The sequence below is a fragment of the Alteribacillus sp. HJP-4 genome (assembly GCF_042139015.1).
Classification (GTDB): domain Bacteria; phylum Bacillota; class Bacilli; order Bacillales; family Marinococcaceae; genus JBHIKY01.
The window spans coordinates 1-13327 of sequence record NZ_JBHIKY010000028.1 but is presented as its reverse complement, the minus strand read 5'-3'; the positions used below and the strand labels follow the sequence as shown (position 1 = coordinate 13327).

The 13327-nt window shown below is 39.8% G+C and carries 17 protein-coding genes and 1 riboswitch; of the genes, 10 read left to right on the top strand and 7 right to left on the bottom strand.

Features of this window, described 5'->3' with window-relative positions:
• Window positions 1–289 precede the first annotated feature (289 nt).
• Complete coding sequence (locus tag ACE4RR_RS18470; RefSeq protein ID WP_375536928.1) at window positions 290–2101, top strand: cation:proton antiporter; 1812 nt, start codon at window positions 290–292, stop codon at window positions 2099–2101.
• 842 nt (window positions 2102–2943) lie between these two features.
• Here ACE4RR_RS18470 and ACE4RR_RS18465 read toward each other — a convergent pair.
• The 3 genes from ACE4RR_RS18465 to ACE4RR_RS18455 form a co-directional block, all read right to left on the bottom strand.
• Window positions 2944–3966 (bottom strand): NADP-dependent oxidoreductase, encoded by a 1023-nt coding sequence (locus ACE4RR_RS18465; protein WP_375536927.1) that lies wholly within the window; start codon window positions 3964–3966, stop codon window positions 2944–2946.
• 73 nt (window positions 3967–4039) lie between these two features.
• Window positions 4040–5068 carry a spore photoproduct lyase gene (gene splB, locus ACE4RR_RS18460; RefSeq protein ID WP_375536965.1) on the bottom strand — a complete coding sequence of 343 codons (1029 nt, stop codon included), beginning with the start codon at window positions 5066–5068 and terminating at the stop codon, window positions 4040–4042.
• 32 nt (window positions 5069–5100) lie between these two features.
• On the bottom strand, window positions 5101–5337 hold the full coding sequence (locus tag ACE4RR_RS18455) for a transcriptional regulator SplA domain-containing protein (RefSeq protein WP_375536926.1): 237 nt from the start codon (window positions 5335–5337) through the stop codon (window positions 5101–5103).
• Between the two features lie 171 nt (window positions 5338–5508).
• On the opposite strand from ACE4RR_RS18455, the gene ACE4RR_RS18450 reads away from it, so the two are divergent.
• The 5 genes from ACE4RR_RS18450 (at window position 5509) to ACE4RR_RS18430 (ending at window position 8217) form a co-directional block, all read left to right on the top strand.
• Window positions 5509–5823, top strand: coding sequence for a DUF2325 domain-containing protein (locus tag ACE4RR_RS18450; RefSeq protein WP_375536925.1), 315 nt, complete (start codon window positions 5509–5511; stop codon window positions 5821–5823).
• Between the two features lie 32 nt (window positions 5824–5855).
• Window positions 5856–6344 (top strand): hypothetical protein, encoded by a 489-nt coding sequence (locus ACE4RR_RS18445; RefSeq protein WP_375536924.1) that lies wholly within the window; start codon window positions 5856–5858, stop codon window positions 6342–6344.
• A 103-nt stretch (window positions 6345–6447) separates the two neighbouring features.
• Window positions 6448–7365: a diacylglycerol/lipid kinase family protein gene (locus tag ACE4RR_RS18440; protein ID WP_375536923.1), complete on the top strand. Its 918-nt coding sequence runs from the start codon at window positions 6448–6450 to the stop codon at window positions 7363–7365.
• A gap of 133 nt (window positions 7366–7498) precedes the next feature.
• A riboswitch (cyclic di-GMP riboswitch) is annotated at window positions 7499–7584 on the top strand.
• Window positions 7585–7616: 32 nt separating this feature from the next.
• Window positions 7617–7739, top strand: a complete 123-nt coding sequence (locus tag ACE4RR_RS18435) for an anti-repressor SinI family protein (protein ID WP_375536922.1) — start codon at window positions 7617–7619, stop codon at window positions 7737–7739.
• Window positions 7740–7890: 151 nt separating this feature from the next.
• A complete protein-coding gene (locus ACE4RR_RS18430; protein ID WP_375536921.1) occupies window positions 7891–8217 on the top strand; it encodes a helix-turn-helix domain-containing protein in 327 nt (108 codons plus the stop codon).
• A 37-nt stretch (window positions 8218–8254) separates the two neighbouring features.
• On the opposite strand, the gene ACE4RR_RS18425 is transcribed toward ACE4RR_RS18430, so the two are convergent.
• Complete coding sequence (locus ACE4RR_RS18425; RefSeq protein ID WP_375536920.1) at window positions 8255–8398, bottom strand: anti-repressor SinI family protein; 144 nt, start codon at window positions 8396–8398, stop codon at window positions 8255–8257.
• Window positions 8364–8768 carry a helix-turn-helix domain-containing protein gene (locus ACE4RR_RS18420; RefSeq protein ID WP_375536919.1) on the bottom strand — a complete coding sequence of 135 codons (405 nt, stop codon included), beginning with the start codon at window positions 8766–8768 and terminating at the stop codon, window positions 8364–8366. The genes ACE4RR_RS18425 and ACE4RR_RS18420 overlap by 35 nt, the downstream gene beginning before the upstream one ends.
• 225 nt (window positions 8769–8993) lie before the next feature.
• Between ACE4RR_RS18420 and ACE4RR_RS18415 the strand changes: the two genes are divergently transcribed.
• Complete coding sequence (locus ACE4RR_RS18415; protein WP_375536918.1) at window positions 8994–9242, top strand: hypothetical protein; 249 nt, start codon at window positions 8994–8996, stop codon at window positions 9240–9242.
• A 45-nt stretch (window positions 9243–9287) separates the two neighbouring features.
• Here the strand turns inward: ACE4RR_RS18415 and ACE4RR_RS18410 are convergent, their stop codons facing one another.
• A complete protein-coding gene (locus ACE4RR_RS18410; protein ID WP_375536917.1) occupies window positions 9288–10400 on the bottom strand; it encodes an oxidoreductase in 1113 nt (370 codons plus the stop codon).
• A gap of 231 nt (window positions 10401–10631) precedes the next feature.
• Here ACE4RR_RS18410 and ACE4RR_RS18405 point away from each other — a divergent pair, with 231 nt between their 5' ends.
• Window positions 10632–10760: a hypothetical protein gene (locus ACE4RR_RS18405; RefSeq protein WP_375536916.1), complete on the top strand. Its 129-nt coding sequence runs from the start codon at window positions 10632–10634 to the stop codon at window positions 10758–10760.
• 242 nt (window positions 10761–11002) lie between these two features.
• Here ACE4RR_RS18405 and ACE4RR_RS18400 read toward each other — a convergent pair whose 3' ends face one another.
• Window positions 11003–11176 carry an SE1832 family protein gene (locus ACE4RR_RS18400; protein WP_375536915.1) on the bottom strand — a complete coding sequence of 58 codons (174 nt, stop codon included), beginning with the start codon at window positions 11174–11176 and terminating at the stop codon, window positions 11003–11005.
• Between the two features lie 184 nt (window positions 11177–11360).
• Here ACE4RR_RS18400 and ACE4RR_RS18395 point away from each other — a divergent pair, with 184 nt between their 5' ends.
• Together ACE4RR_RS18395 and ACE4RR_RS18390 are read left to right on the top strand one after the other, a co-directional pair.
• The gene (locus ACE4RR_RS18395) at window positions 11361–12191 is read left to right on the top strand and encodes an ABC transporter ATP-binding protein (protein WP_375536914.1); all 831 of its coding nucleotides are present in this window, start codon (window positions 11361–11363) and stop codon (window positions 12189–12191) included.
• A 2-nt stretch (window positions 12192–12193) separates the two neighbouring features.
• The gene (locus ACE4RR_RS18390) at window positions 12194–12982 is read left to right on the top strand and encodes a hypothetical protein (RefSeq protein WP_375536913.1); all 789 of its coding nucleotides are present in this window, start codon (window positions 12194–12196) and stop codon (window positions 12980–12982) included.
• Window positions 12983–13327: the final 345 nt, after the last annotated feature.

The window sequence follows — 13327 nt, the reverse complement described above, 5'->3', positions numbered from 1 at the left end:
TGACGAACAAATATAAGTAAAGTTTTTTCATCATGCATTAATTGATTTAACACATGGGAAGAGCCGTCGGTATCAGAAATTGTATAATTCAGATTCATAATATACCTCCTTTGCGCTTACCATCAGTATAAAGTGTAGAACAAAGGAATCCAAAGATATTTCTTTTTTCATAATGGGTGAGTCGTGATAAGATGATTATTTGATTGAATTATATCTCACCAAATCCATTGGAGTGGAGAAAACCGGGTGAGCAGTGACTATTCATAAAGAAAAAGAAAGGACTTTGAATATGTTTGACTCATTATTGTCTCACCTTATGCTGATCGGAGCGGTCGGTATCGGCTCTCAGTGGCTGGCCTGGCGGTTTCGCTTACCGGCGATCGTTGTGATGTCTGTAGCAGGACTGTTAATTGGACCAATTCTTGGTTTCATGAATCCCGAAGAAGATTTTGGGGATCTTTTTCAGCCCATCATTTCCATGGCAGTGGCAATTATATTATTTGAAGGTAGTCTGAATCTTGATTTTCGCGAGATTCGCGGCCTTGGTAAATCTGTCTACCGGATTATTACTCTCGGAGCCTTTATTGCCTGGATACTTGGTTCTTTAACAGCCTTTTATATCGCTGGACTTTCGTGGGCGGTTTCCTTTGTAATAGGTGGATTGTTTATAGTAACCGGGCCGACAGTAATTCTCCCGATGCTCAGGCAGGCGAAATTAAAACCTCGTCCTGCAGCAATTTTAAAATGGGAAGGTATTGTTGTAGACCCATTTGGGGCGCTGCTCGCTGTATTTGCTTTCGAGATCATTCAATTTTTAACAGTAGAGACAATTACAATCGAAGTACTTCTCCTATTCCTGCTTGCCTCTGTTTTTGCTGTAATCGTTGGCTGGGGCTGTGGACTGGGAATTGGCTGGATGTTTAAGCACGGATATGTTCCAGAGTTTTTAAAATCTCCGATTGTGTTTGCAGTTGTCATTGCCTGCTTCACCCTTGCCGATGAAGTTATGCATGAAACGGGCCTGCTTGCGGTAACGGCAATGGGGATGACACTTGCTAATATGCATATAGCATCTTTAAGTGATATGAGACATTTCAAAGAAAATATATCGATCCTCTTAATTTCAGGGATTTTTATAATGCTGACGGCTTCTCTTGAAAGAGAAACTTTAATGCAGATTTTTACACCAAATATCCTTGCTTATGTTGCACTGATGTTATTTATTGTGAGGCCGCTGTCGATTTGGTTATCAACTTTTAATACTGAGCTTTCCATGAAAGAAAAAGCGTTAATTGGCTGGATAGCTCCACGTGGAATTGTAGCCTTGACCGTAGCCGGATATTTTGCAAATGTACTTGCTGAAGCAGGTTATCCTGGTGCATCTATTGTGACACCTCTTACATTCGGCCTCGTGTTTGCCACGGTTTTAGCTCACGGATTTACGATTGGTCCTATGGCGAAAAAACTGGGGTTATCAATGGATGGGAAGCCAGGAGTTATAATTGTTGGAGGAAGCAGGTTCAGCACAGAGCTTGCTAAAGTATTTAAACAGCTGAAGGTTCCTGTAATGATTACAGATTCCTCTTTCGAGCATTTATTTACAGCGCGTAGTGCATCCATCCCTTATTACAGGGGAGAGATATTATCAGAACAAACGGAGTATTATCTTGATATGACCCCTTATGAACACTTGATCGCGGCAACAGATCGGGATTCCTATAATTCTTTAGTCTGTACAACATTCGTGCCGGAGATTGGGAGAAATGATTTATTTCAGTTAAGCTGGCACGACCCGGAAAAGGATCATCCTGACGATCTTGTTCAACGTATTGGCGGCAGGGTGTTATTCAAAAAGGGAGAGACGTTTGAAGAGTTGAATCGAAAGCTCGACAAAGGCTATGTTCTAAGAAAAACAAAATTATCTAAGATTTTTACATTTGAACAGTATAAAAAAGAGCGAAATGGTCATTCTCTGCTATTATTTGTATTAAAGCAATCTGGCAAAATTGAGTTCTTTACCGCAGAAATAAATAATATCAAACCTGAACCGGGAGATACTGTGGTCAGCCTGGGACCACCATCACATGAAAGGAAGGATTAAAAAAGCTGCTGCACCCTCCGTTTTCACCGGTTGTCGACTGTACTACTTTTTAACGGGGCTGTGTCGAAAGTCCTTTACAATGAGAAAATGGAGTGAGAATGAGTTCAATCCTTACTCCATTTTCATGTGCACAGAAAACCACCTGGAGTCGCCGCCTTCCGTTCTTCAATCGAAGAATATACACCAACAGCGTGACATTGGAGTGGCTGGGACAAATAAAAATAGCCTCTGGAAAGACGAATATTATTTTCTTTGAATGAGAAATCAGGTCATTTGCGTAGTCAAAATGCGAGACTCCTGGTCGATTAAATGCGGCCACGTCCTGTGCGTCGAGGGACAGCACGAGTCTCAAGACTCCACAGGCAGTGTTCTTTCTGATGGAGAGACATGAGCCGTGCCCGTGGAAAGCGCAGCGTTTTGACGGAGCATAGTATGAAAACTCATAGGTAACAACCAGGGCAGTATCAAAAGGTTAATAAACAGTTGACATTCTCCCAAAAAATAATGGGGCTGTAGCAAAAGCCCCTTTTTATAGAAAAAGTAGCATCCTAAATAGAAGATAGCAGGGGACAAGTCCGAAGACTCCTGTGGGAAGAGCAGCGGCTGAAGATCCGCCGGGCGCGGGTTTCGCCCGGTTAGCTGAAGCGCTGCCCACGGAAAGCGAAGGACTTGTCCACTGCTTTTTTTACCATTCAAAAGGGGGGAGTATCATTTATAATACAGCCCCATAACTTGTTTTGGTGTGAATTGAACCACCAGAGTGGGGGGAGTGAATTTTTTGAAAAGTCTTTTGATATTGCCCCGATTTAATAACAATCTAAAAACTTGCCATTTAACAGATTTTAGCTGTTGTGCTCTGTTTCGGCTGTTTTAACTATTTGTTTGCCTGTGTTTTCTCCTCTAAACAATCCAAGAAATGCATCCGGTATATTTTCAAAGCCCTCAACGATTGTTTCCTCATACTTTAATTTTCCTTCATTCAGCCATTGACCAAGCTGGCGGGCACCTTCCTGAAATCGACTTGCATAATCTGCAACAATAAATCCTTTCATTAAAGCACTTGATTTAATTAATTTCGTCTGGACCCGCGGACCGATATCTTCTCCTTCTACATTGTAAGAGGCAATCGCCCCGCACTGCACGATCCGCGCAAACGTATTCAGGCGGTTCAGAACAACGTCAGAAATCTCACCTCCAACGTTATCAAAGTAAACATCCACTCCATTTGGGCACGTTCGTTTAATAGCTTCTGACATCTTTTTTTCTGTACGGTAATTAATCGTCTCATCAAAACCTAATTCTCTCATCAAAGCTGTTTTCTCGTTGCTGCCTGCGATTCCTACAACGCGGGCTCCGGAGATTTTGGCAATCTGGCCGGCAGCTGAACCGACCGCTCCAGCTCCTCCGGAAACGACCACAGTTTCTCCTTCTTTTGGACTTCCGATATCTGTCATGCCAAAATAAGCAGTCAAACCTGGCATGCCTAGAATTCCAAGGTGGGCTGTTAAGGGAGCTGCTTCAGGGTCAATCGACCGTACTTCAACCTCTGAAGCGATCGAATAGTGCTGCCAGGGGAGATTTCCAGTGATAATATCCCCTTCCTGAAATTTTTCAGCATGTGATTTCACGACTTCACCGATTACTCCGCCATTTATAGGCTCATGTAGTTCAAAAGGTTCTACATATGATTTAACATTTTCCATCCGTCCCCTCATATAAGGATCGACAGATACATAAAGCGTTTTGACTAGTACTTCTCCAAGTTTTGGATCGTCTATTGGAATGTCCGCGAAATGAAAAGTATCTTTACTGGGCAGCCCGGATGGCCTTTCTGCTAACTGGATCTTTTGATTTGTCAGTGGCATCAAATATCCTCCTTCATTCATTCTCACGGAGAATATTCCTTCCTTTTCTCATTTGCAAACATAACGGGATTACTTAAGTGAAATATTCCAGTTCAGCATTGGGGAAATATTTGTCCATATAACTTCTTAACGTATTTTTCATGATCTCTTGTTCATCTGTTTGATAAACGTATTTTCCTATCCCATAGCGTCCCCATTTATATTTTCTTTTTTCCTCATTCAGCTCCAGCTTTGTCATTGGGTAGTTTTTAGCAATTACTTTTTTAGCTGGTTTTGTAAAACGGTGCTGAATAAATTCAAAGGTCAGACCGGAACGACCAGTCTGCGGAAGCTTCTGGTGAAGTTTTTCGAAAAGAACCTTATAGCCATCTTCCCACCCTGAATATAAATATATAGGAGCTACAATGAAGCCCAGAGGGTAACCTGCTTCAGCAACTTTTGCAGCGGCCTCCAACCGCTGGTCCAGTGGAGAAGTTCCAGGTTCAAACTGTTTAATAATGTAATCAGCATTCACACTAAATCGAAAACGGGTGTGGTTATTATGCTCAGCATCAAGTAAGTGATCAACATGATGGAACTTCGTAACAAAACGAAGCCGCCCGTACTTTGTTTTACCAATATGCTCAATCGATCTTTTTAAAGTGTGTGTCAAATGGTCAATACCGACAATGTCAGAAGTACAAGAGGCTTCAAAGCGAGTAATTTCAGGTGCTCGCGCATTGGTATATTTATCTGCCTGTGCAAGAATTTCATTTACATTAACATAAGTTCTAATATATGGTTTACTGCCCATAGTTGTTTGCAGATAACAATAATGACAATGACCCATACAGCCTGTGGCGAGTGGAATTGCATATTCCGCAGATGGTTTAGATGAATCAAAGGTGAGAGTTTTTCTAACCCCGACTACGAGAGTTGATTTAGCAATTCTGTATTTTTGAAAGTCATTTTTGCCTGGAAGATTACGAATTTGATTGTGTGAAGTAGTTTCTTTGATCTCAAGACCCATTTTCGTAAATTTTTCTTTTAATTCTCTCCCGAGATCATACTCTAATGCACCTGGTTCGATATAAACCAGTTGAGGAGTAAATGGTTTAATAATAACCAACAACAAAATCCCCTTTTCGAATGTATTTAATTATCGACGGAAAAGTAATATTCATAAGCTGCTTCAGCCTGTTCCGGTGATGAAAAAAGAGCGAAACTCTCATCAAGTGGATAAGTTTCTCCATCTGCAGTTAAAAAAAAATTTCCGGTCTCAGCTGACTCGCTCACTATTGTTTCATGTACGTTTGCTACATCAGGAGAGTGAGGGTTGCGAAACATGACATATACCTTATCACCAACTGATATTTCAGACAAATGAAGCATGGATCAACACCTCTTTTACGAATAGTGTGTGCACTTCATAAAGATTCATACTCGTTTGATACGGTGTGTAAAGTCTAAAAGTCAAAAAAAAGATTGACATTGAGAATGATTTTCAATAAACTAAAAATGTAAATGAGAATAATTTTCATTCTTGTTTGGAGGCTGAAGAAATTGAATTCATTATTGATTGTCGGGGCGGACAGGCTTGGAGCTATCCCAGCACGCCTGAAGGAAGCAGGATTTGAAAACATTCTACATATCAGCGGCCGAAAAGTGAAAATGGTTCATAAAGAAATACCCGACAAAGTTGATCTCGTTCTAGTATTAACAGATTTTATCAACCATAATGTCTCAACAAAATTAAAAGAAAAAGCAAAAGAACGAGCGATTCCAATTTGTTATGCAAAACGTTCCTGGTGTTCCATATATCGTTCGATGAGCCAATCGAAGGAAGTGTGCAGAGGCTGTCCTTTTTTTGAAGACTAAAGCTTTAATGAGATGAGACAGGAGGCAGTGTTATGAAGAATTATCATCACACCTGCAGCTCCGCAGCCACAGCTTTTGACACTGTGCAGGAACTGCTTAATTTCCTTTTAAAAGGTATGGTTGATGGCAGCATTACTAATAATCAAGAGCTGTTGTTCACGATTAAAAACGGGTGGAAGTCCATTAAGTTTACTGAATTTTCGAGTGCCAAGGAATATGTTCTTTCCCTGCCTTCGGTGATGGACGAAATGCTGAAGGTATTCCATGAAATTCGGAATTATCAACTGGTGGAAGAGAATTATATTAACGGAGTATATATTTTTCTCGGAATTTCTTCTGCTACTGATGGCAACAGGTCGTCCTGGATGCTGATGGATGGAAGCAGTGAAAAAAATCAAAAAGTTATATACCAAGGAATGAGGTGGCTTGAGAAAAACTTTCCCAAAGATCCATGGGAGCTTCGAGCTGTTCATATAAGGTCTGCAGAAAAATTTATCAGAATGAAACGACAATATATGTAATTTAATCAAAGCTTCGCTATCATGCGGGGCTTTTTGTTTATAATAATTAGTAATCTGGGTAAATAATGTAGTAGCATAATTTATGAGAAAAGGATTGGCTGATATGTACGAGAAAGGGCTGCTATTATATAACGGAAATCAAGAACAGGCGGTAAATCAAAAAGTATTAGATGCAGTTATAGGTACGATTGCAGTTCATGTCAAGGAACTAAGCTTGAAACAAACGGAATATAAAGGCCATGCTGGAGAAATATGCAGGGGATTCACTGAAGATGTGGACATTCTCTTTATTCTTGGAGGCGACGGGACTGTACACGAGTGCTTTAACGGTCTGGCAGCACTTGAAAATCCCCCCGTGGCGGCAATTCTGCCAGGTGGAACATGCAATGACTTTTCAAGAGAGCTGGCTATTCCTCAAAACCTGCGTCGGTCAGCAGAAACCCTTATGAGTGGGGAAGTAAGGAACGTGGACATAGGTAAAATGAACAATGATTATTTTGTTAATTTTCTTGGAGTAGGAATGATTGCCGAGACTTCAGAAAATATTAACGAAGAATTAAAAGGTGTTTTCGGTAAAGTAAGTTATTTTATCAGTGCTATACAAACGATTGGAACGACAGAGCCTTTTTCTTTTACATTACAGGCTGATGGAGAATCATTTCAGCGCAAGGGAGTAATGATACTTGTTGCTAACGGACGTTTTATCGGTACGAATCGCCTTCCCGTAGATAATATATCCATTGAGGATGGAAAATTTGATATATTTATTGTTAACCAGGGAGGCGCGCCTCTTGTTAAAGAGTTTTTCGGAACGAAAACCCCGTTTACGTGGGATCCAAACCAAAGTGAAATTGACCATCTTCGCGCATCTGAAATTACCATCGAAACCGAACAGCCGATGAAAATAGATGCAGATGGGGAAACTTACTTGGAAACCCCAGTGAACATCAGCTTAGTAAAGAAGAAAATTCCCGTCCTGGCAGGAGAAAATAAGGCTCTACTGGGTTTTAATCAAAAATAGATGTAAAAAAATGTAAAACAATAATTATTCTTTTAAGCATTTACTGACAACATTTTTACTTTTATGCTTGTAAAATTGAAGTCAATAGCAAATAAAAGTGTTATTATAAGTTTAACAATTTCTTCAAGCAACCTCCAGAAAAAGGCAACTCCGTTGAAAAACGGCTTCGCAAAGTCACAGGTCTAAGGTTTCTAAAACTATGATGGCTGGACTGCCTGGGGAGAAAATTCCTTTAAGGCGGTGGGAGGTTGATGAGCATGCTAGTGCCGGCAAAGCTTGACAAAGAATGGGTACAATTAATTAAAGAAGCGAAATCAGCAGGCTTGACAGTAGAAGAGATAAAATTGTTCCTAAGAAAGGAAATGAAGAATTAAATTTTCATTTTCGCAATAATTTCCATTTCCTTTTTTTACAGCCACTATATGTGGCTTTTTGTTTGAATAAATAAATAGCGTTCACTATATCTTACTTTGATTCGTTATATGTTATAATTAAATCGAAATAGCTGACAAAGGAGCATAAAGGATGATAGGTGAACGCGTAAAAAAATATAGAAAAGAAAAAGGAATTTCTCTTACAGAACTTGCTGACCAGGCAGGGGTGGCTAAATCTTATTTAAGCGCTATTGAAAGAAATATACAAACCAACCCGTCTGTACAGTTTCTTGAAAAAATCTCAAAAGTTTTAAATATATCCATTGATGTTTTGATCCGTGAGGAGCAGGAGGTCGATGAAAAAAATCTTGATGAGGACTGGTTGAAGATCGTCCAGGAGGCAATGGACTCCGGAGTTTCTAAACAGCAATTTAAAGAATTTCTTGAATTTAATAAATGGAGAAGCAACAAGCAATAAAAACACTTTCCCGCGTTCTTCGCAGGAAAGTGTTTTTTTAAATTTGTTCTGATTGAAGAAAATTCCGCACTTCTTCAGGTGTCAATCCTATTTGTTTTGCTTCACTTATTAAACGAATCCAATCTGAGTCAAGTGAAGTATTCTCTTTATTGTCTTTTTTTACCCCTGCTGTGCTTATCATTACGTAATTTTCCCTCGTCATTTCTCCTCTGGCTTTTATTCTTTGACCAATTTTCGTACTTTACATACTCTTGGAATTCTTTAAATTGTTCCTTGGTGACTCCTGCTTTTATGGCTTCTCTTATGAGTTCCAGCCATTCATCATCTAATAATTCTTCATCCTCATTGCTTTCTTCCGAGTTTTCAATTAAATCTTCTATCGATATCCCTAATACAGATGCAATTTTCATTAATACATCAATAGAAGGGTTTTGTTTCACATCACGTTCTATATAACTGAGGTAGGATTTAGAAATATTAGCCTGCCGGGAGAGTTCAGTCAGTGAAATGCCTTTTTTTCTTCTATATATGCGAATTTTTTCCCCTATCATATTCCTCCTCCCTTTACATTCATTTTGTTCATTATATAAAACAAATGAGGATTTTGAAAAAATGAAAAACGGAGCAAATAAGAGTATATACTATATATAGAACAGTATATGTTCGTTATATAGGAAAAATGAATAATTTTCTCGTGTTTCAACAATTAATTCACACTATATAATTATAAATAATTCTATAAAATGAACAAAAAGGGGATATAGGAGGAGAGAGTCTTGATAAGAATGCAGGGGGGGATTTATTATACATGGTTGTATGGTCATTCACTTAAACTTGTATATTTAGGCGGCAACAAATGTGAGCTGCATATAAATGGGGATTTTACCGGTATTTGTTCCTTTGATTACACACGAAAAAAAATATATGAAATGGAGAGATATTCAAGAAGGAAACGGCTTAACTATCCAGGTCATAATATTTTTGAGTCTGCAAAGAAAGGAACTATGATTAATATTATTATATGAAATTGAGGCTTCTTCCATAAGTTTTTAGAAGAAGCCTTCCTGCAATTATTTTGTTAGAGCTGCTTTCAGCTCCGTATCTTTAATATATGCTACAGGCAGCATAATTTTTTCGAAATCAAATTCCTGTAGTGGTTTATTTTTTCTAATCAGGTTTGGTGCGTCTGGATTGGCTAATGCGCCAGTACCTAATGCAATAAAATCGGCGTCATTGTTAGTGATTAAATATGCAGCTTTATCAGGTTCTGCAAGCTGTCCATTGGCAATTACCGGAAGACCGCTGAATTGCTTGGCTGCCCCTGCCATTGTCAGAGTCCCTTCACCAAACCCGGGTGCTGTACCGTCATTTTCTGTAGTATGAATATAATCAAGTGAGGTTTTTCCAAGGCTTGAAAAAATAACAGAGGCATCTTCTTCTCCGCCGGGCCATCTGTATTCACTATCCGTGACTTTTGCCTGCGAAATGCGGACTCCGACAATAAATTTTTCTCCAACAGCTTCTCTGACTTCTTCAATAATCTCTAACAGCAGCTTAAGTCGTTCACTTAGACTTCCTCCATATCCATCGGTTCTCTGATTTGTTGCTTCAGTTAAAAATTGATCGAGTACATAGCCGTTGGCGCTGTGGAGTTCGACGCCATCGAAGCCGGCATTCTTTGACCTGAGAGCAGCTTGAACGAATCCTTCTTTAAGTTCCTTTATCTCCTGATATGTCAGTTCCACCGGCTCAGGAAACTCACCTTCTCCACGGTAAAATGCGAGCTGTTCACCGGGCGGTTTAATTGAAGAAGGTGCAGCAGTGTGAGAAACAAAGCGGTTATCCTGAGATTGAGCCCCTGCATGCATAAGTTGGGCTATAAACAATGCTCCATTCCGCTTTACCGCATTTACGATTGGTTCCCACGCCTTTTTTTGCTCCTCATTGGCAATACCTGGCTGAAATGCATACCCCTGACTGTACTTCTGATCTGTGTAAATTCCTTCTGTAATTACAGCTGAAAAACCTCCATAAGCGTACCGTTCATAATACTCTTTCATCCTCTGGTTCGCTATTCCATCTTCCTCTGCACTCACTCGTGTCATCGGAGCAACTACATATCGGTTATCCAATGCTTTTCCGCGGATTAATCCTTTTTCAAATAATTTATCTATATCACTCATAATGAGCCTCCTAAATAACTTGACTTGTGCACTGCATACCCTGACGAATAGTCAGAGAAACATTTGGGAATGTTCAAGAATCATAACTCCAGCTGGTTAAATTTTTGCTTTATTTCAATTATTATAAAAATGTTAAAATTAGATTAAAAAAATTTCACTTTTTTCACAAATACCATTAAAAATTAGGTAGAATAAATAAAGAGAGATTTATAGTGAGGGGAGAAGTACAGTGTGTTTCAAAGAACGTTAGTTGTCTGTTTAATTATCATAGCGGCAGTGTTTGTAGTTATATATATGACCGACAGCACTGAATCCTATTCTGCCGGGATTATTCATTTTGAGTCAGCCTTACAAAAATAATTTACCAACAAAAAAAGGGGATGCATCAAAAGCCCCTTTTTATAGAAAAAGTAGTATCCTAAATAGAAGATAGCAGGGGACAAGTCCGAAGACTCCAGTGGGAAGAACAGCGGCTTCAGCTAACCGGGCGCGGGTTTCTCCCGGTTAGCTGAAGCGCTGCCCACGGAAAGCGCAGGACTTGTCCTCTGCTTTTTTTACCATGCAAAAGGGGCGAGTATCAGTTATGATACAGCCCCTTTTCCCTATGCTCTTAACCTTTGGTTAACGAGGCGTATTTCTTCTTCGATCTCTTCCATCTGTTTTATGGCTGCATCTGCATTTCCACCGATGGATTCCAGCTTTTCAACGTCGCCTTGTAAACGGACATAATCCATCTTGAGATAGTCAAGTTTTTCCTTCAGTTCAGTTTGTGTCATGATTTTTCCCTCCACATAATTCACTATGGAAAACGTATCACAACTTATAAACCATCTCAACGGATCTATCAGAAATTAAACATAATCTCAATTTGATGGTTGATAATTGAAATAAAAAGATTTATAATTTAAATGAAAATGATTATCAATGTTAACGATGATACACGTAAAAGGAGTGTCGGGAGTGCCAAAGCTTTCCACCCAGCACATTACAGTTTCATATGATAATAATACTATAATAGATGATTTCTCAGTGGATGTACCAGAAGGTGTTATTACTTCAATCATCGGTCCGAACGGCTGCGGCAAATCTACAATATTAAAAGCGGTTTCCAGAATACTACAACCGGACCGCGGAGTCGTATACTTAAATGGAAGAAATATTTTTGAAATGAAGACAAAGGATGTAGCAAGAGAAATGGCTATTCTTGCTCAATCTCCTGACATACCACAGAGCATTACGGTAGAACAGCTTGTTGCTTTTGGAAGATATCCACATCGCCGTGGAATCGGACGTCTTTCCTCCAAGGATAAGGAAGCAGTAGAGAATGCCATAACCGATACAGGAATGGCTGATTTTGCCAAACGTCCTCTGAATGCACTATCCGGCGGGCAGCGCCAGCGTGCATGGATATCAATGGCTCTGGCACAGGATACTGATGTATTGCTTCTTGATGAGCCAACAACATATCTTGATATGGCTCACCAGCTTGAAATATTGGAGCTGTTGCAGCAGCTTAATCAGAAGGAACAACGGACGATTGTTCTGGTCATTCACGATTTGAATCACGCTGCCCGTTTTTCTGATCATTTAATTGCAATGAAAAACGGCAAGGTGCAGCATTCCGGGACTCCATCTGAAGTAATTTGCAAGTCTGTACTTCGTAAAGTGTTTGGCGTTGACGCACATGTTGTTACTGACCCGAGAACAGGTAAACCTATTTGTATGACATATGATCTTATTGATCAGGACCTCGAAGCTGTTCCTGAGCCGGTCCGGATGGCGAAGGTTTAGCAATGTCAGTTATTTATGATCAAAGAGCAGACCAGAAAATGTATGATGTTTTTTCTGTCCGGCATGAAGCACCCTCTGATCACGTATATAGTGGCACGCCTCATCAATGGCTCCACGAGGATGAAAGACATTCTTTCTTTGACCTTTATGGAAATTCCATAAGTGCACCTGAAGACGATATGATTGTTACTTTTTGGGCAAATAGATACAGTCGATATATTGCTTTTGTACACTGGGCGCTGGCAAAAGGTTATCAATTTGACCCATCTATTAACGGCGTGCAGGTGTTTCTTGTGGAAAAACCAGGTATTGGTGAATTGATATTTGAATTTTCTGTACCTTCTCTTTCAAGAGAAATAAGTTATACGAGAAAAGATCGGCAGAATGTTCTCCGTCAATTTTATGAGCTGCATGTGACCCCTCTTTTTCACACCTTCTCAGCACATAGCGGCATTCGCTCAAAAGAAGTGTGGGGGCAGCTGTATCATGCTTTACCTTATTTTATTGGTCTTGCAAAGGTAACAGAAACAGCTAACATACGAAGCATTATGGAAGAGGACTGGGAGCTGATTACTTCAAGCACTGAGGCAGAAGTATTTGGTGAAAAAAGAACTCCTTTTTCTTTTCGATGTTTGGAAATTCCTAACCCGGCGGAAGATAAGCCCCTATATACGAAGCCGACTTGCTGTCTTGCTTATAAATCATCTGATAAATATTGCTATCGTTGTCCACGTATGAAACCGGAAGTAAGAAATGAATATTATACAAAGCTGAAACAGAATAAAAGCTAAATTCAATTCCAGTAGGAGGAGAATTTAGCTTTTTTATTTTAAGAAAACTTAATAGATGTCGAGAACCGTGACGCTGGCACAGATCCTGCCACGAGCGGTATGCGGTCATGAGATCCGTTATTCTATCAAATTTCGCTCTCTATTTGAATGGTTGGCGGACATGAGGTTCGCTATTTGCCTGAATTTCAGTAAATTTGACCTGCTTTTTCGGCAGTTAGCGGAACCCATGGACCTCTGTCAAGAAAGTGGACACCCTTTAACAGAATAGGAATGATGCGATGGTGACAGCTACAGATCATTCTTCCCTATGTTTCAATCGTAGATGATCTCGCAGAAGCGTCAAGC